This is a genomic window from Actinoplanes sandaracinus (assembly GCF_030009775.1).
GTDB lineage: Bacteria > Actinomycetota > Actinomycetes > Mycobacteriales > Micromonosporaceae > Actinoplanes > Actinoplanes sandaracinus.
Map to the genome: position 1 here is coordinate 1 of NZ_JASCTH010000052.1, position 17,980 is coordinate 17,980.

The following is a 17,980-nucleotide window of genomic DNA, read 5'->3' on the forward strand; positions in this document are numbered from 1 at the left end:
GCTGTCGCCGCAACACTCAACAACCGACCACGTAAGACACTCGGCTGGCAAACCCCCGCCGAGGCCATGAACGAGCAGCTACTGTCAGTACAAAGCAGCGTTGTTGCGACGACCGGTTGAATACGGGCAGCGCACTACCGAGACGCATGCGATCAAGCCTGCGATGACGGAGGCACAATGACCAGCCACGAGTGGTGGCACAACGCCGACCTGCGCATGGCGACGGCGGTCGGTGACGGGTGGCGGCTCTTCAACGACCTGTATCTGCGCACCCAGACGGATGCGGAGTTGCTGGCACGGACCCGGCGCATCAGGCTCGCCCAATCGCTCACGCACGCCGCGCGCACCGAACACTTCGCGCCGCGTCTCGCCGACCGGCGGATCACCGCGGAGAACGCGGAGGCCACTATCCAGATCAACATGTCGACCGCGACGACCGGCGACGCGGCCTTCCTGACCGACGAGTCAGCCGCGTGTTCCCGGAGATGCTTGGCAGTGTGCGCCTCGACCGGCCTGCGCGCACGGGAATCGCACGCCCGGTACCGCCTGGCCGACACCCTCCGCCTCCGCGTCCAGCCCGACCGCGAGTCCGGCGGGACCGACCATGGCGACCGCCAGGAGCGCTATCGATGCGGCGAGGCGTCGCGGAGATCGCTTGATGTCTGTCGTGAGGTGCTTCACCGTGGCGTTGCCGCCGGTCCGTCGCCGCGGTCTACCCCGCCGCCCCGGACGAGCTCGCGGCGAGCCGTAGCATCCACGGATGCAACAGATCTTGCGGGCTGCCGGCCTCGAGTCACACAGCGCCAAGCAGTACAGCGTCCACGACGAGACGGTGATCGTGGTGGACGTCGCCGGAGACGCTCAGCAGATGTGGCGCTCCGCGCGCGCCGGTCTGACGGACCACTACCCGGTCCTCGCCCTGCCGTCGTTTCTGGTCACAGACTCCGATTTCCACCACGCCATCACTCCCGGCCAGCTGATTGCCCAAGCGGCGACCTTCGACGTCGAGGCCTATCTGACGCGGCAACCGGGGTCACCGATGCCTGGTGCGCGCAATCGGGACCCGGAGATCCTCGGCACCGGCGATGAGGGCTACGACCTCGCCGGGTACGACGTGGCGTCGTTCGGCGAGCCCGAAGTACTGGTCATCGTCCCTCGGCCGGAGCCGTGGGCGGCGTTCGCGTACCTGGACGCGTACGCCTCCTTGATGGGGGTGGAATCTGAGCTGATGACGGGCGCGGCCCATCAGTGGTGGGAGCGATACGGGGCGGTTCCCACCGTCATCGGCCTCGCCTGCGGGTTCACGGTATCGCGCCCGCCCACCGAGCTGGCCGACGCCGAGCGGCTTGCGGCCGAACACGTGGCCATCGCGGGGTTGACGGCAGGTACATCAATACGCGCCTATGCGCGTGCGCTCATGCAGCTGGATCACTGGACCCTGTACAACCGCCCGTGAGCCAGGCGCGGCAGCGAATGGCCGAGCCCTGCCATTGCATGGTCGGGTCTTCGTAGACCCTCAGCTATTGGTCGTTGCGAGCCCGGATGAGGACCTCCTCGGTCGTGAGCGGACTGCGGGGGTGATGGGTCAGCGAGAGCGGCGTTCTGATCTTGCGCGGTGCTGTGCCTTGGGTGGCGAGGTAGAACTCGCCGACGCCAAGTCGGGAGATGTCGGGCACGTCGCCGCCCTTGGCTTTCGCCATCTCGCGGACCGCCTCGATCTGGATGGGGCTGTTCAGCAGACCGTACAGCTGCGTTGCAGAGTTGCCTGGTATGCGGTTGTGCAGGCTTTTAGGAGCCTGCGTCGCGAAGATCAGCCCGAGGCCGTACTTGCGGGCCTGCGCGGCCAGCATCAGGGTGCTCTGCGTGCAGGCGGTCATCGGGCTAGCCGGCGCCAGGGTTTGCGCCTCGTCCATGACGAGGAGGCCGAGCAGCGGCCGGTCGCCGGCTGGATGCTGCTTGATCCAGGAGAACAGTGCCATCTGGAGTTGGTTGACGAAGGTCTGGCGTACGGCATCCGATGGCAGGCCCACCATGCTGATCACCGAGATCCGGGCACGTTTGCCGGTGGGCGGGGTCAGCAGCACCCCGGCGTCCAGCGGGGTGCCGTCGCCGCCGAAGAGTGGGTCGTTCACCATCTCGGCGGTCAGGGTCTGCGCCAGGCCGACAGCGATCTTGTCGGCGCCGTCGATGTCGATCGTTCCGTCAGGCAGTGCGGCCAGGGTGTCGATGAGACCTTGCAGGCGGGTGCCGCCCTGCCGGCCGTAGAGTTCGACGGCCCTGCGCAGCACGGCACGTCCGGCGTGTGCTTTGGCGGCCCGCCCCGTGACCAGGGCTCGTGGTATGAGCGCCGCGACGGCCGCCTCCACCGCCTCGTGGAACTCGTCTTCATCATCGAGGACGCTCGGGAAGTCCGGCAACGGCTGGAGACTCAGCGGCCGGCCGGACGAACGCCGTGGCGTCCAGACGACGACGTCGGTGTGCGCGAGGTAGTCGGCGGCCTTCTCCTGGTCGCCCGTTCGCCAGGCCTGTGGCGGCTCGGGCCATCCGTCGCCGAGCCGGGCCAGGTCGTTGTTGGGGTCCAGCACGATCGCGGACACGCCGTGCAGGGCGCACTCCTCCACGATGCGCCTGATGAGGACAGTCTTGCCGGAACCCGACCCGGCGAAGATGATGGCATGCTTGCGTAGCGCCTCAAGGGGGATGGTGACCGGCGTGTCGTTGCTGCCGTCGTCGTAGCCGACCGAGAAGTGTGGAACGTCGTCGTGCGCGGCGCGCAGTCCCGGCACCCATTCGCCGGCGTCGGCCAGCGCGTCCTCGAGGAACTTGAGGTCGCGGGTCGGCTTCCGCTGCATCAGCCAGCCGCGTAGTTCCATCGGGGCCTCGTCGAGCATGACCTGGAGAGCGGACAGGATGCTCAGGTCCTCGGCGTCCAGCGGAAGGGTTGCCCTCACCTTGGTGAGTTCCGTGCGTGTCGTCTCGCCTTGTGACCATTTCGCGTTCCGGAGCATGTAGAGGTTGCGTTTGCCCGTCGTGGTCTCGGCTGCCGCGGCGATCCGCGCCTTCTTCAGGCGGGAGAGCGCGCCGTTGAAATGGTGCTCGTCGCTCACCGCACGGAAGCACCAGTGGACCTGGTCATCAGTTTCGTCGTTGAGAGTCAACCGGAGTCGCGCGTGCAGAGCCGGATGGGCGCCGGGAGGTGGGTCCACCCTGAACCCTCCGCCGGCCTCCCCGCGTTCCAGGACCCATGCCGTCAGCCCAGCGACAAGCAGAGCCGGCATCAATCTGTCCTCCGCGCGGCCTTCGAGGGGGGTGAGGTCGTCCGCGGCCAGCTTGAGCTCGGCGAACCATTCGTCGAACCGCGCTATCTCATCAGCGGAGACTGCGACCGGAATCGGTGCCGGCGGCCGCGACCGTGGCCCGGTCGGTGCCGGGTCGCCGATGGTGGCGAGCAGTTCGACGCGGTCGTCGGTGATGCAGGCACGGATGTGTTCATCGATTCTGATCAGCAGCTCGCGTGGGGTGAACGGTCCGGCATTGGCGAACGCCTCCGGCAGAATGGGCCACGTGCCGAACGGTGGATCGAATCCGATCTCGGCGAACCGGGTGCGAAACCGCTTTTCGATGATCTTCTCGGTGAGCGCCTTGTCCTTGATCCGGTAGAGCTGGGTGGTCTGACGGAACCGGTCGGGCACCGTGGCGACGGCGACGCGGGTGAGAATCTTCCATGTGCCGGGCAGGCAGGCGATCACGGTAAGGGTGCGGCGGGTCTGCTCGCGAAGAGACATGAGCCCGTCGGCCAACTGCGCCAGCGTCCGGGCGTCCTCCGGCCGCAGGTGTGTAGTCTTGCCAGTTGGGTCGGCCTCGAAGTCGAACAGTGCGACCAGAGTGTCGATCTGGTCGATGGCGATGACCGAGGGCCCGGTCAGCGCTAGCAAGCGGGAGATCTCCTGCACGATCAGCCGTGCCGGTCGTGCTGCTCGGCGCAGTCCCCACGCATCGCGTTCGCCCGGTTCGGTCTCCTCGCCGGAGAGGAAGTACGTTTCGGCGATGTACTGGTGGCCGATGTCAGTTGAGGCGCTCAGGGCCAGCGCCCGCGCGGTCACTTGACTGCTGCGGGCGACCTGACGGTCGTACTGGGTGAGTCCCCTGATGAAGTCGTCGAGTGCGGCGCGGGTCAGTTCGGACTCGCCCATGACCGCCCGTCGTGCCGTGCGCGGAATGGCGATCATCGCCGACAGCCTGCGCAGCAGCAGACCCAGCTGGGTCTGGCGGCTGCCGGGCACCGGCCGGGAGAGGCCGTCCAGGATGGCGGCCAGCACGCTGTCCCAGAACGTCTCCGCGTCGAGCATGCTCACCAGGAAGAAGTAGCCGCCCTTCTCGTGCACCTGCTGTCGCACCGAGCCGAGCAGGTGGGTCTTGCCGGATCCACCCTGTCCCTGCATCACCAGGCCGATCGGGCTGCCGGCAGGACTCGACGCCGCTTCGCCTATACCGGCCGCGACCTCCCGCAGGACGGGAACGTGCAGGCCTTCGACGTGAAAGGGCTGAGGCCTCCACAGGTCGTCGGGTACCGGCGCCCAGTCGAAGCGCAGCGAGGCGAGCGCCTTGCGTTCCGCGTCCTCCATCACACCCCGATCGCCAGCAGATGGTTGTCCTGCCCGCCGACGCGCAGGGCGGCTTCGATGTCCGCTTCGGTCAGCAGCCTGCGGCTCGGCTCGGGCGTGACATCGACGCCTTCCTCGTTGACGAGCCGGCGCAGGGCGTCGTCGAGGTCCTCGCGGGACACGTCGGCGAAGAACGGCCGCAACCGTCGCAGGCTCACCCATGCCTTCGGCTCGTCGGCGAGGGCGTCGTACGCGCTGATAATTCGCAGACGAAGTTCCTGCTGGGCCGGGGCGCGGAGGTCGGCCGCCGCGAAGAGTTCCCCGAGGTTCGCACAGCCGGCCCGAGTAAGGATGCGACCGCGAAGCGCGGCGTGCAGCGCCGTCAGCGCACTGCCGAGCGCGCCCGCGCCCCGCAGCTTGAAGTCCAGGTCTTTGCGTACTCTGCGCCAGCCCTCGTCGGTCAGGAGCAGAGTGTTTGTGCTTCCACTTCTCCGGCTGGCGATGAACTTCAGATCCATGAGGTTCTCGCGCTGCGCCTTGCGGACGTTCAACCCGTACTTCTCGGTCAGTTCGGTGTTGAGCACCTCCCTGGCCTCAACCATGAGCACCAGGAGAATCGCGCCTTCCGAAGCTGTCATGTCGTCGTCAGCCATGGTCGTTTCCTTCTGTCAGAGCCGGGGTTCCGTCGCAGTGCATGCCGAAGGCGCGTAGCCGCCGGACTTCTTCGGCGGCCGTCGCGTCGTCACCGCAGCCGGCCATGAGCAGGGCTAGCAGGCGGTCCACGGCGTGCGGCGTTCCGGCATCCACCTCGGCACGCAGCGCCGCTTCGTCGCCCAGTTCGAACAGCAGCGAGGTCAGCCGGTCGGCGGCGGACGCTGCGCCGGCGGCCAGGTCGGCCCGCAACCTCGCGATCTCGGCCGCCGGTTCTGCGGTCTCCGCGTCGGTTTGCTGGTCGAGCCAGGTTGCTGCCGCCTGATCGCCCTCCTTCGCGCGGGCAGCCAGCTCAGTGGAACGCCGAAGAGTTGCCAGCATCTCCGCCAGCAGGTCCGCGGCAAGGCGGTGCCCGGCATTCGCTCGCTCCCGCAACTCCGTCAGCTCACCGCGCTCGGCGAGCAAGGTGGCGAGATCATCGCCGGCGGTGAGATCGCCCCGGCCGTCCTTCGTACGCAGGTCGAGGCTCTCGCCGCGGTCGTAGAGCAGATCCCACAGAAGTCGCCGGGCGTTCGCGGCGGTCCGATCGGTCGTGCGTAACGGTTCCGCCCGCTCGCGCAGGGTCATCACTTCGACCAGGGCCGTCGCCGTTCGGGTGTCTCGCTGTCCACGCACGCCTTCGACCAGCACCGACTCGGCCGCCTCAAGGTCGTCGCGACGGACCAGCAGCAAGGCCAGCTCGATGCAGGCGCCGCCATCACCGAGGGTCATCAGCCTGCGCAGTGCCCTCGCTTGGAGGCGATACCGCATCCGTGCCGCGGCCGCGTCGCTGAGGCGGCGGATCTCGTCCCTGCTGTCGAGGCGGTCGATCAGCGCTGTCCAGAGGCTCTCCGGCGGACACTGCGCCCGGTGTTGCGCGCGCAGTTGCTGCGCCAGAAAGTCGGCGGCCCGGTATCCAGGAGGTGTTCCCGGTCGCTCGCCGGCTTCCCGAGGCAGCGCGGCCAGCGAGGTTTCGTTGATCGGTTGTGCGGCGTACGACGTCACCTCCATCAGCCATTTCTGCTGGGAGGCGGCCTGTTCCGGCCTGCTCAGGTATCCGGACATGGCTTCGAGAAGCAGATCCGACGGCAAGGGCGAGAGAATGCCGAGTCGGCGCGCATCCGCTGCCGCCGTGATCGCGGCCCGGGCGTACGGCGGCGCATGTTCCCACCGGCGCATCAGCTCGGGACCGGCGGCGAGCACCTGAGTCAGGCCGTCGTCGGGTGCGTCAAGCGCGGCCCGGATGGCGCTGTCGGTCGCGGCGAGCCGGCGTGCGCTCAGCTGCTCCTCGGGCCGGAAATAACGTGGGACGTCGATCTTCTCCGCGAAGAGGAGCAACTCCCGTTCTACCGCGCCGGTGACACGCGAATCCATGCGGGCCGAGTAGTCCTCGAACCACAGCGTGCCCACGACGATGTGGCCGGCTCGGACCATGCGCGCTACCTGCGGCTTGGTGAGCGCGGGTGTCTGGTCGAAGAAGCGGGCGATCTCGTCGAGCCAGACGACGGCGGGGCGGTCCGGCTCGTCGAGGAGGCGGTAGATGTCGCGGGTGTCGGCCGGCTGTGCGAGCCACCACTGCCCGGCTTCGGCGCGGACGGCTTCGTACAGTGAGCGCGTTTTTCCCGTCGATGAGCCGCCGATCAGGACGATGAAACAGCCCCGCCGGGTGCCGTCTTCGATCCGTTGACGGAGATCGGGGTCGAAGAGGCGGGGAACATAGCCCGGCAACGGCCTGATGGTGGCGTTGACGCCGAGTTCGCGTGGCGACACCTCGGTGACCCGGACCAGGCCGGCCTGCCACTCACGTGACTCGTCGGTGAGCCGTTCCCAGGTCTTCATGATCTCGGCACGCTCGGTGGGTGGCGCATTCAAGGCGTCGAGGAAGCTTTCCAGCACTGGCTTCTGTGGCGTGCGCTGGCCTTGCAACACCGCGCTCAGTGTGGATCTGCTCAGCGCGCGCCGGTCCCGGGACGCGTGCCGGGTCTGCCGTTCGAAATCACTGAAGGTAAGACCCGAGCGGTCTTTCTTCAGAGTCAGGAATTTCGCGAACTCTTGCCATGATCCAATTTTGGAAAGATCGAATGTCGGCGCGCTGGTCAGTGTTATCTACCTCCCGCAGCCGACGCTGGACGTTCCGGGACAGCCTACGAATTCACGCGCGCCCGCGCTATGGCCTGGAGACTAATTCGCTTGATCAAGTGATGCGGTCCTGTTTCTTCCCGGACCGTCCCATTGGCTCGACCCTGCACATATTCGCTGGTCAATTGGCTTCTATCGGACGGTGAATCCGGTCTGCGCTCCGGATCATCGTTGCTTCTTGATCGCTATCAACCGCTCGGTGGCGATCATTCGGATGATTGGAGCCCCTGATGTTCGAAAAGTTGCCTGTCGATGTAATGACCGATTCCTGGGAAATTCTCCGGTACGATGAGCTAGGTGACGAAGCGCCGGAATTCGATCTGATCCGCAATGACCTCGAACACTGCGGCCGAGGAGCGCACACGCTCGACCGGCACGGGCCCGACATCCCGCTGCGGCGCACGGCCGGCGCGAAGACCATCGAGGGTCGGATCTACGGCGATCCGCCATGGAGGGGCAGGGTGAGCCGTTCTTATCAGTGGACGGATCTGCCGACCCTCAACTACGCGGTGAACACGTACGTCCGTCGGCGCTGGACGGTGATTCGCATCGACCTGGCAAGGAGGCATTGCCACGTCGGCCTCGCGGACGCCGGCCGCCTGGTCGGCCAGGGCTATGACAGCACCGGCGTGCTGGGTAGAGGGCCAGAACGGGCCCGGTACCGTGAAGTCAGCCAGTTCAAGGTGTGCATCCGCCTGCCGCCGAAGGCGGATCCGGCTGTGCCGTTCATCCTGTCAGCCTTCCCGTGGAGCAGCAGGCTCTCCACGGACGCGGCCATGCCGCGTGAGCTGCACGGACGGAATTCCGGCATGCGCTGGGGCAGGCGCGCGGATTCCGGCCGGGAAGAAGCCGCGCTTTGCTTCGCCGGGGAGGCGAGCGCATCCACTGGGCGAGGGTCGCGACTGTGGCGCCGTTGCTCACCACGGTGCCACCCGGCTGCACGGTCGGGCGCAGGATGCTGATCGTGATCGGATCGGGGTGTCGGGCAAGCTGCGGTGAGGACGGCGCCATACGGGTCTGGGGCACCAGCCGGTAGCAGTGCCACGAAGGCACACGTGAATCCTTCCGGCTACCGCGGCCGCCGGTCCGGCCTCGGCGGCAGCCCCGCGGCGTCGGCGAAGCAACCGTCCGGCAACCGCCCGGGACCCGATGGACAACGCGCGGCTGGTGGGATGGCGCGGTGACATCTTCGAGCAGCGGGCCGCAGCCCGCCACGGCACTGGCAGCTCCGCGTACGCTGCGGTCGCTGGCCTGGGTCGTGTGGGGTGCGGTGGCGGTGATGCTGGCCGCTTGCCACTTCCTCGTTCCCCCGTCACACCCGGTGGCCGAGGCGGTGTTCTACTGCCTGGTGAGCGGCGGCACAGCGGTCGCCATGGCGGTGGGCATCCGGCTGCACCGGCCGGCGGCCAGGACCGTCTGGTGGCTGCTGGCGGGAGGCCAGGTGATGTATGTCGGCGGCGACGTCGCGTACTTCGTGGCCACCGCCGGGGGCAGCACCAACTATCCCGTGCTGGCCAACGTCCTGTACCTCTCGCAGTACGTGTTCGTCGCCGCCGCGCTGGTGCTGCTGGGCCGGCGGCGCTCGCCTCAGCGCAACACCGCCGCGCTGATCGACACCGCGATCCTCGCGGTGGCCGCCGCAGTGCTGTGGTGGGTGTTCCTCATCCATCCCGCGGTCGCCGCGCCGGGCTTCTCCGCGCTGGACCGCGTGGCTGCAACCATCTATCCGGTCATGGACCTGTGCGTGCTCACCGTGGCGATCCGGATGCTGCTCGGAGGCGGCGCCCGGCAGAGGTCGTATCTGCTGTTGCTGACGTTCCTCGCCTTGACGCTGTTCGCCGACACCGCGTACGGCCTGCTGACGCTGCACGGGGTGTACGAGACCGGCGGCTGGTCCGACGCGGTGTACCTCACCAGCTACCTCGCGCTCGGCGCGGCCGCGTTGCACCGGTCGATGCGGCAGGTCGCGGACCCGGTGGAGGACCGGTCGGGCGCGACGCTGTATCGCGTGGTGCTGTTGGCGGTTGCCACCCTGGTGGCTCCGGTGGTGCTGATCGTGCAGAACCTGCGCCAGGTGGCGACCTCGGACCTCGTCGTGGTGACCGCCTCGGCAGTGCTGTTCCTGCTGGTGCTCACCCGCATGGCCGGCCTTGTCTCCGCGCAGCGCCGGATCGCCATGACCGACGCCCTCACCGGCGTCTACACCCGCCGATTCCTCTCCGAGGCGCTGCGCGTGGAGAGCGGGCGGGCGGCCCGGCACGGGGACCTGTTAGCGATGCTGCTGGTGGACGTGGACCACTTCAAGCGCATCAACGACACGTACGGGCACCCGGCCGGCGACCAGGTCCTGAAGGAGGTGGCGCACCGGCTGCGGGAGGCCTGCCGTGGTACCGACGTGGTCGCCCGGTTCGGCGGCGAGGAGTTCGCGGTGCTGGTGACCGGCGAGGCCCCCGACGGACTGGCCGCGCTGGCGGAGCGCCTGCGAAAGCGGATCGCCGGGGCTCCGGTGCTCGTCGACGGCCACACGGCCATCGCGGTGACCGTCTCGGTCGGCGCCGCCGCGCTGCCCGGCGAGGCTTCCACCGAGCAACTGCTCGTCGCGGCTGACGACGCGTTGTACGCGGCCAAGCGCGGCGGGCGCAACCGGGTTGTCATGAGCGATCCGGAGCGGGCGGCTGCGTACGCGCCGACCGGCAGCGACTCGGCCGACATCGACCGGCAGATCCAGCGTTGGACCGTGATGGTGGGCGAGGCTCTGCGCTGCCGCGCGGACGGCCCAGACGTGCCGGCCACCATGGTGGCCGGCGTCTGCGCCGCGTGGGCGCTCATGCGCATCGGTCGCCCCGGGTACCCGGTCTTGTCCGCGGAGCAGGCCCGAGCGGAGCTGCAGCGCTGCCGCGGGGTGCAGCTCCACCCGTGCGCGGTCGACGAGTTCCTCGCGCTGGAGGCGGCCGGGGTGGTCGGCACGCCGGAAAGCACAGCGGCTCCGCTGCTCGCGGCGACGATGGTCGGATAACCTGCGGCGCGTATCGAAGTCATGGCCATTGGCGCGCCTCGAGACGGGGCGTCGCCTCGCCACACCCGGATCCGCCGCGGGGCTGAACTCGAGCGGTCCGTCGCCGAAGACGATCTCCCGGCCTACACCGGGTAGCGGGGCTGCTACGTCAATCGCCAGATCATGAGTGTGCCCTCGTTGGTTTGGCAGGTCAGGTACCGCGCTTCCCGGGCACACCACAGCGGATCGACGACGGAAAGCCTTCCTTGAAGCTCGCCAGTCGATCGGTCGAACACCAAGACACCGTCCCGGCTCACCCGCACGATCAGGCCACCGGCTGGCAGAGCACGCCCCAATTCGGACTGCACCCAACCGGTGTCTGGGTCGAGGAGAACAGTTTGACGGTTCTTCCTGACGACCAGGCCTTCCTGCAAAGACTCCAACTCTGAGGCGGACCAGATGATCGATCCGCTGTCACGGTGGAAGGCGGTCACGCCGTCAGTCCCCGTCACACAAAGGTTCGCGCCGCACGCGGTGATGTCGGACGGCCCGGAAACCGGCGCCGTCCACAGCACTCCAAGATCAGGAAGGTGTAACGCCGTCACGGTCGACTCGGTGAACCGGTACGAGTCGCCCCGCGTCGATCGGCCGACTCCACCGTGACTCCCCGTACTGTTCAGTGGCGACACCCCGCACGCTGGCGACGACCTCGCCGGTCGTACGCAGGAAGGCGACGGTGTCGCCGTTGTCGGCGCTCACCACCAGGTACCGACCGGCGATGACCGCGTCCACCACCGGCGTGCGGAGAGGTTGCCACCACTCGGCCCGCATGGCACCAGGATCGAACAGTCCCACCTGCCCCTTCTCCCACAGCACGATCCGATCCTCGGTCAGATAGGTGCTTCCCGAGCCGCCCGACTCCCACACCACCTGTCCCGAGCCGGCGTCCAGCAGAGTCGTCGCCGCACCGCGCGATGCCACCGCCAGATACGCGCCGAGCTTTTGCATGGAGGGGGGAAAGCCGCCATCGTCAGCCTCGAACCGCCGGCTCCAAACCACATCGTTGCCCGGGAAAGCGCGCGCCATCACTTCCAGCCGGCCGCCGTTGTCGGCCTTCTGTTCGCTGGTGTAAATCATGTCGTCGGTCAGGGCCAGCGCCATCAGCGACGCACCTGGATGATCGAGGACCGCCGCCACCGGTAGCGGCCCGGCAGGCGCACCGGACGAGCCCAGCAGCAAGACGGAGAGCGTAGCCACCACCAGCGCCACTCTTCGCCACCGGGCAGGAGGCTGAGCCGCCGGGCGAGGCGGCGCGGCCACGTCGAGATCAATGATCACTCAGCGGATTGTGCCCGATGCCACCACCCTTGATTCCGGCTCGAGGCCACCGCAGGGCGCCGAGATTTGAAGCGGATCCTGCTGTAGTACTAGCCGAGAGCCTCCTCCACGAGATATCCATCGGCCTTCTGCTCACACACGCCAGCACGCCACCCCAGGGTCACCTCCGGGACAAGACCTTTGAACAAGCCTTGGCCGCAACAGGCGGCGACCCCCCATCATGGCCGGTCCCGAGGTCCTCGGCTTCGATCTACGGTGGGCAACCTGGTAGGCCCCCCGCACCGGCCGGACCTGACCTCGGATCGGCGGAAGACACCCTCGCCGCTGGCGCAAAGCGGCCGATTCGCGGTGAACCGGGCGAACACACGGCCTCCGGCAGGCGGTTAGGCGATCGTCGAATTCTACGAAGCGGGTAACGGCTCGGCCGCCGCAGCGCCCATCGGCCTGGCCGTGGTCGTCAGGCGTAGCTGTAGCCGAGCGGGGTGATGTCGCGTACCGCCGACGGGGTGCGGCCGGCGCCGAACGGGTGCATGGTCTCGTTGTTGTCGATCACGCCGGCGGTGAATCCGGTGCGCGGCTGGTAGGTGTCGATGCCGCGGCTGTTCTGCCACTGCCACCACAGGCGGTCGATGTTGCAGTGGTGCAGCCAGAACACCGGGTCGTTCGGGGCCTCACGGGTGGCCATGTGGCCGCCGACGTAGTTGTGCACGCGGTTGTGCAGCTCGATCTCGTTGCGGTTGCGGTAGCTGTTCGACACGGACGCGTTCCACGGCGACTGGTCGTACACCGTGTAGCTCTGCACGGTGTTCACCTGGGCAGCGGTGGGGCGGCTGGCGTTCTGGCCGACCCTGCGCTGCAGGAAGTTGGTGGCGATGCTGCTGCGATACATCGTCCAGCTCCAGGAGGGGCTGAAGTTGCCGCTGGAGACGCTGCCGTTGGTGATCGCGCCGAGGAAGTCGGCGGTGAACGGCGAGGCCCAGCCGGTCCAGTCCCAATAGGGAATGAAGACCGCCGGGTTGCCGCTGACCGTCTGCAGGTCCAGCTCCAGCAGCCGGAGATACTCCCGGTGCCATGGGAAGAACGACGGCGACTGATGGGCGTGGCTGATGTTGTCGTTGGTGCGCGCGAAATAGGTGATGTGCTGGTCGATGTACCAGTTGTAGTTGCGCCCGTTGGCGGAGCCGGTCTTGAGCTGCCAGAGAGCGTTGATGAAGGCGGTCTTCTCCGCGCTCGTCATGGCGGCGATGTTCTTGCGTACGACGGCCATTGGTCAGTCGCCTTTCGGTTGGGGAACGATTTTCGTCGGCAAGTTGCCGCGCGTCAGTGCGAGTGTGCTTGCGCGGCCTCGTTACTGAGCTCTAGATCCCCTAGCATGTCGATGACCTTCTGAGCCAGCTTCTTGAGACCACCCTTGTTCTTGCTGTCGTCGATTTCCACGGGGTCGTAATGGTTGATGGCGCTGATGTAGGCCATCGCCACGTACGGCTCCGATCCGTCTTCCGGTACGAATAGGGTGCTGATGACGGTGAGTGCCAACTTCTGGTTGTTGATATGCAGCTCGTCCTTGCCCCCGATGTTGTGCTTGCCCTTGATCTTCTTGCCTTTGTAGGTCTCGTCGAAGTCGCGTGGGTCGTTGGGGGCAGCCTTCTCCGGCTCTCGGGCGGAATTCGGGCTGGCCAGCGCCTGCACACCGAACAGGGTGGTCGCGGCGGTAACGGCACCGGCCGCGCTGTAGCGCAGGACGTCGCGACGTCTCATGTCAGTCATGGAAATCCTTCTCTGTGAACCAACCTGTGCGGTCCAGGAACTCGCATTTCACTGGTTCGCGCGGACCGGTGTGAACCATCCTTACTATGCCTATTCGGACGCGTCTGCCTATGAAACCAGATTCGCGGCTCGAGTCCTACTTGTGTACGCCCGGCGCGGTACGTGGTGCGGCCCAGTCACCGAAAGGATTACCGGAAACGGGTGCGCTGGGATTTTTGCGTCGATGATTCGGCGTGTTGGGTGATGAATTCAGTGCAGCGGCATCGGCCTCGATTCGTCGGAGGGTGGTGACCACTTCGACATAGCCGGCGAGTGGCCCGAGTCGCCAGGGACCTGCCGCGGGTTCGCCGTGCCGGCCGTCGCGATGCATTGCGTTCGGCGCACCCACCCGCGTACGTTGCGGCTTCGGCGCACACTTCACGCCAGACTTCTTCGAGGGCCACTGGGATGCTCGAAAACGGTTACCGAGGTTGAATAGCCAGGTTGCACTCGCTATGTCGCCGTCGATGGAGCATGTCGGCCCGCGCGAGCCCGGCACGGATCACCAAGTCCGGCCGGTCCAACTCGGCGGCGAGCCGCTCGGCCTGGACGGCCGGGAACGGCCGGCTCAGCCAACTCCCGTACCGGGCGGGAGCGAGGGTCTCCATCGTCCGCAGCGCCGCGTCGAGCCGCGTGGCGACCGACGGTTCCCGGCGCCGGAAACGACTGGACAAGCCGGATCGCCGGTCCTCGAGGACTGGGACATCTGTACTGATTGTCTTCCTTGTATCTCACTCGGCCTTCTGTGCCGCCGGTCAAGGAAACTATCGGACGGCTCGGAATGTTCGTCCATTTCGGCCGCTGATTATGGAAGCACCAGAAATCGGTGTCCCCGAATGATTTCTCCGCCGTTCGGTGGATCACAGCTGTCTGCCTGATCTTCGAGGATGGTGCGGCGTTCCCCCTGGATACACACTTCGGAGCAGCACACATGCACATCGCACGGATCGGCCGCACCACGGCCGCCATGATCGGCGCCTCCGCCGCCGCCCTGCTTGCCGCCGGCCCCGCGCTGGCGGCTGAATGCGTCATCCGCATCAACCCGGGCAACGTCCCGACCACCGCCGCCGGCGCCGAGCAGGAGTGCGGCGAGAAGTTCGGCGGCGGCCCCTACGAGGGCAAGGACGTCTGGGTCTTCAACCTGCCCGAAAAGGACTCCCGGTTCCTCTCGATCACCGCGACGTTCAAGGCCGGCGACACGACCGAGACCGTGGTCATCGAGGAGGGTGCGGCCGACGGCGACGACATCGTCCTGCAGGGACACAGCAAGGCGTACGTCATCACCACAGCTGGCTGGACGCTGCTCGACGCCACCGCCAAAGTGACCGAGGAGACCGACAAGTTCGTTCTGACCCACACCTGCAAGGCCAAGACTCCAGCACCCGCGCCGTCCGACAAGCCGTCCGACAAGCCCTCCAAGCCTTCCGGGAAGCCGTCGGCGAGCACCCCCGGGGCCGGGCCCTCGGCCACCCCGACCGGTGGCGTCGAGTCGCCGTCGCCGGCCGTGTCGACGACGCCGGTCGCGTCCACCGGCTCGGACGAGTCACTGCCGCTCACCGGCGCCGCGGTCAGCGGCCTCGTGGTGGTCGGGCTCGGACTGGTCGGCGGTGGTGCGCTGCTGATGACCCGCCGCAAGCGCCGGTTCATCGCCTGATCCCGAGTTGATCGGCGGGGGTGGGATCGGCACTTACGGTCCCCCCCCTCGCACGGTTCAGCACGACGGAGCGGGCACTCCCACGGGAAGGAAGCATCCGTGGCGGCACCGAAGAAATACCGCCGCGTCCGCGTATTTCGCGGCGGAGCTCGACCCGACCCGGCGACGGTCATGACGTTCAGTCACACCGTTTCGTGGTCGCGCTCCTGTTACGGGTCCTGGGCATCGGCGAGTCGGCGTACTACGCCTGGCGCGAGCAGGCCGAGCAGCCTTGCGACCGCGACGTGGTCGACCTCGGGCTGCTGTCGAACATTCACGAGGTCTGGCACGCCGCCCCGGCGGATCCGCTCACGGTGAGATCGGTCGAAACACGCGGTCAAGCTGGGCATCGATGAGAGCTAATGCGTCGTCGGGGCTGTACAGGCCGACGAGAATCGGCCCGACCAGGCCTTGGGTGAGGAAGTAGAGCACGGGTGCCTCCACGTCGGGGTCAATGCCGTCGCGCAGTTCGCCCAGTCGAGCCGCCTCGCGGAAGTTGGCGACCGACACCGTGAGGATGCGTCCGTATCCGTCGCGTAGCTGCTCGGCATACGCGGGCGTGACGGTCGCGGCGGAGAAGAACGCGATATTCACGCATGCCTCCTCCCGGCCGGCCGGGTCGACCGGGAGCATCACGGCGGTGGCGGCACGGATGAGATCACGGCGGGTGGGCTCACGCAATGCGGCAAGGGCGGCCTGGAGCCGGGCCAGTACGCGTTCGCGCATGTGCGACAGCGCGAACGACAGCATCTGCTGCTTGGTCGGGAAATAGTGCTGCACCGTGCCCATCGAGACGCCGGCCTGCTCGGCGACGTCGCGCAGGCTCACCGCCTCGAACCCTTGCGTACTGATGACGGCGAAGACCGCTTCGGTCAGGAGGCGGCGGCGCTGTTCGTGATCGACCTGCTTCGGCACTCACCGAATCTATCTCATGCGAACGCATTGCTATCAACGCCCGCGAACCGTTATCATGCGATCGCATTACAAAAACTGGGAGGCAGGCATGGGCATCGAGTACGCCGTGAACGGGGACGTCAGGATCGCTTACGAGACCTTCGGCACGGCCGGTGAGCCGCTACTGCTGGTCCTGGGGCTGGACTACCAGATGGTCTGGTGGCCCGACGCGTTCTGCGAGCGCCTGGTCGAGGCGGGCTACCACGTGGCCCGTTACGACAATCGAGACACCGGCCTGTCCACTCATTACCCACAGCCGCCGGACGGCAGCCCGTGGCGGGCGCTGCTCGGACGCACTCGCCCCCTCTACACGATCGCCGACATGGCCGCCGACGGGCTCGCGGTGATGGACGCACTCGGCTGGTCCGACGCGCACGTACTGGGCGGCACGTCGGCGATCGCGCAGGCCATGGCCTTGCTGCACCCCAAACGGGTACGCAGCCTCACGCTCTGCATGAGCAGCCCGGCCACCGCGGGAGTGCTGCAGACCCTGCGCTACATCAAGTTCGGCATCTTCCGCGAATTCCGCAAGCTACCGAAGGCGACCACATCCGAACAGGAGATCGACAACCTGATCGCGATCTACCGGGCGCAGGCCTCGCCCGGCTACCCGTTTCCCGAGGAATGGGTCCGACAGGCAGCGACGCTCAGCCACACCCGCGCGCCACGCAATCCGCGCACCACCCAGCGGCACCTCGCCGCCGGCCGGGCCGTGAAACTGCCGCCGCTGTCCGGCATCACCGCGCCGACCCTGGTGGTCGCGGGCGCCGACGATCCGATGCTCAAGCCGAGCGCGGGCCGTGACCTCGCCACCCAGATCCCCAGCGCCCAGTTCGTGGAATACCCCGGCGTAGGCCACGACTGGCCCGAGGGAATCTGGGACGACGTGATCGCCCGGATGCCCCGCTGACCCCGATAACGGCAGTGCTTCCATGACCGAGCGTCGCCATTGACGCGCGTCGCCTCAGGCGCTGCGAGACCAGACATCCGGATCTGCCGCAAGTCGCGCGTTCGGCCCGCTCCATCGCCGACGAACACCAGTTCGCCGTGCTGCTCCGCGCAGCGCTCCGCCATCGATGGAAGCCGTATCAGCCACGATGCTCAGCGCCTGCCTTCGCTAGGGCGAGCAGCAGCTCGATGATCCACAATGCCGGGCCGGCGTCCTCATCCAGTCGCGATCCGCGCTACAGACCGCCGGCCGGGTGGTTCATCGCTCGTCAGGCGCACGGCGGCCCCGGTGCTCGCGGGATGGCCACCGTTCAAGCGGAGTGGTGGGCAAGGTAGCCGGCGAATTGAGGCGGCAACGCGCCGGCGTTCGGATCATTCAGCAGCACGGCGAACGGGTAGTAGCCGAAGTGCAGCAGCTCGGGCACGCCGACCAGATCGACGGCGATCCAGCAGGGCCAGAACTCGGCCCAGCCACGGGCCATCGCGTACGTCGCCGGCACCGAGCCCACGAAGATCCATGAGTCGGCGAGGCAGTACCACCAGGGCACCGGGAAGCCGGCGCCGATAGTACGGAAGGCGTAGGGCGGTGTGCCCTGCTCGTTGCCGAGCGCCTCACCCGAAAAACGGTGAGAAGGAGGACGTTGCCGACGATACCCGCCGGCCAGGCGAGCACGCTGCGGCGCGGGCCGAACAGCGCCGAGCCGAGCCCGAACGCGTGCCGACGATCTCCCGGTAGGAGATCGACTGGTCCGTGGTCACCTGCCAGCGGACGGTGTGGAGCGTAGCGATCAGATCGTCCGACCAAGTCACGGT

At 67.5% G+C, this 17,980-nt stretch carries 15 protein-coding genes and 1 pseudogene; 6 read left to right on the top strand and 10 right to left on the bottom strand.

Annotated elements, in window-relative coordinates; all coding sequences use genetic code 11:
• Nucleotides 1-120, top strand: a pseudogene (locus QLQ12_RS44700) (IS30 family transposase); the annotation flags it as partial.
• Between the two features lie 640 nt (nt 121-760).
• A complete protein-coding gene (locus QLQ12_RS44705; protein WP_282767170.1) occupies nt 761-1,456 on the top strand; it encodes a DUF4253 domain-containing protein in 696 nt (231 codons plus the stop codon).
• Nucleotides 1,457-1,520: 64 nt separating this feature from the next.
• Here the strand turns inward: QLQ12_RS44705 and QLQ12_RS44710 are convergent, their stop codons facing one another.
• From QLQ12_RS44710 to QLQ12_RS44720, 3 genes are read right to left on the bottom strand one after another with little or no spacing between them, the layout of a single operon-like run.
• The gene (locus QLQ12_RS44710) at nt 1,521-4,625 is read right to left on the bottom strand and encodes a helicase HerA domain-containing protein (protein ID WP_282767171.1); all 3,105 of its coding nucleotides are present in this window, start codon (nt 4,623-4,625) and stop codon (nt 1,521-1,523) included.
• Nucleotides 4,625-5,257: a hypothetical protein gene (locus QLQ12_RS44715; protein WP_282767172.1), complete on the bottom strand. Its 633-nt coding sequence runs from the start codon at nt 5,255-5,257 to the stop codon at nt 4,625-4,627. Before QLQ12_RS44715 ends, QLQ12_RS44710 begins: the two co-directional genes overlap by 1 nt.
• Nucleotides 5,250-7,223, bottom strand: coding sequence for a hypothetical protein (locus QLQ12_RS44720; protein ID WP_282767173.1), 1,974 nt, complete (start codon nt 7,221-7,223; stop codon nt 5,250-5,252). Before QLQ12_RS44720 ends, QLQ12_RS44715 begins: the two co-directional genes overlap by 8 nt.
• 440 nt (nt 7,224-7,663) lie before the next feature.
• On the opposite strand from QLQ12_RS44720, the gene QLQ12_RS44725 reads away from it, so the two are divergent.
• Both QLQ12_RS44725 and QLQ12_RS44730 read left to right on the top strand, forming a co-directional pair.
• Nucleotides 7,664-8,395 carry a hypothetical protein gene (locus tag QLQ12_RS44725; RefSeq protein WP_282767174.1) on the top strand — a complete coding sequence of 244 codons (732 nt, stop codon included), beginning with the start codon at nt 7,664-7,666 and terminating at the stop codon, nt 8,393-8,395.
• A gap of 218 nt (nt 8,396-8,613) precedes the next feature.
• Nucleotides 8,614-10,449 (top strand): GGDEF domain-containing protein, encoded by a 1,836-nt coding sequence (locus QLQ12_RS44730; protein ID WP_282767175.1) that lies wholly within the window; start codon nt 8,614-8,616, stop codon nt 10,447-10,449.
• Nucleotides 10,450-10,592: 143 nt separating this feature from the next.
• Here QLQ12_RS44730 and QLQ12_RS44735 read toward each other — a convergent pair whose 3' ends face one another.
• From QLQ12_RS44735 to QLQ12_RS44755, 5 genes are all read right to left on the bottom strand, one after another.
• The gene (locus QLQ12_RS44735) at nt 10,593-11,033 is read right to left on the bottom strand and encodes a PQQ-binding-like beta-propeller repeat protein (RefSeq protein ID WP_282767176.1); all 441 of its coding nucleotides are present in this window, start codon (nt 11,031-11,033) and stop codon (nt 10,593-10,595) included.
• Nucleotides 11,011-11,766: a hypothetical protein gene (locus QLQ12_RS44740; protein WP_282767177.1), complete on the bottom strand. Its 756-nt coding sequence runs from the start codon at nt 11,764-11,766 to the stop codon at nt 11,011-11,013. Before QLQ12_RS44740 ends, QLQ12_RS44735 begins: the two co-directional genes overlap by 23 nt.
• Before the next feature lie 457 nt (nt 11,767-12,223).
• A complete protein-coding gene (locus tag QLQ12_RS44745; protein WP_282767178.1) occupies nt 12,224-13,033 on the bottom strand; it encodes a tyrosinase family protein in 810 nt (269 codons plus the stop codon).
• A gap of 53 nt (nt 13,034-13,086) precedes the next feature.
• Nucleotides 13,087-13,533: a tyrosinase family oxidase copper chaperone gene (locus QLQ12_RS44750; protein ID WP_282767179.1), complete on the bottom strand. Its 447-nt coding sequence runs from the start codon at nt 13,531-13,533 to the stop codon at nt 13,087-13,089.
• A 461-nt stretch (nt 13,534-13,994) separates the two neighbouring features.
• The gene (locus QLQ12_RS44755; protein ID WP_282767180.1) at nt 13,995-14,246 is read right to left on the bottom strand and encodes a hypothetical protein; all 252 of its coding nucleotides are present in this window, start codon (nt 14,244-14,246) and stop codon (nt 13,995-13,997) included.
• 257 nt (nt 14,247-14,503) lie between these two features.
• On the opposite strand from QLQ12_RS44755, the gene QLQ12_RS44760 reads away from it, so the two are divergent.
• On the top strand, nt 14,504-15,226 hold the full coding sequence (locus tag QLQ12_RS44760) for an LPXTG cell wall anchor domain-containing protein (RefSeq protein ID WP_282767181.1): 723 nt from the start codon (nt 14,504-14,506) through the stop codon (nt 15,224-15,226).
• A gap of 348 nt (nt 15,227-15,574) precedes the next feature.
• On the opposite strand, the gene QLQ12_RS44765 is transcribed toward QLQ12_RS44760, so the two are convergent.
• A complete protein-coding gene (locus tag QLQ12_RS44765) occupies nt 15,575-16,180 on the bottom strand; it encodes a TetR/AcrR family transcriptional regulator (RefSeq protein WP_282767182.1) in 606 nt (201 codons plus the stop codon).
• 88 nt (nt 16,181-16,268) lie between these two features.
• Between QLQ12_RS44765 and QLQ12_RS44770 the strand changes: the two genes are divergently transcribed.
• The gene (locus QLQ12_RS44770) at nt 16,269-17,129 is read left to right on the top strand and encodes an alpha/beta fold hydrolase (protein WP_282767183.1); all 861 of its coding nucleotides are present in this window, start codon (nt 16,269-16,271) and stop codon (nt 17,127-17,129) included.
• 349 nt (nt 17,130-17,478) lie between these two features.
• Here QLQ12_RS44770 and QLQ12_RS44775 read toward each other — a convergent pair whose 3' ends face one another.
• Entirely contained in the window at nt 17,479-17,715 is a 237-nt protein-coding gene (locus tag QLQ12_RS44775; RefSeq protein ID WP_282767184.1) for a nicotinamide mononucleotide transporter, read from the bottom strand.
• Nucleotides 17,716-17,980: the final 265 nt, after the last annotated feature.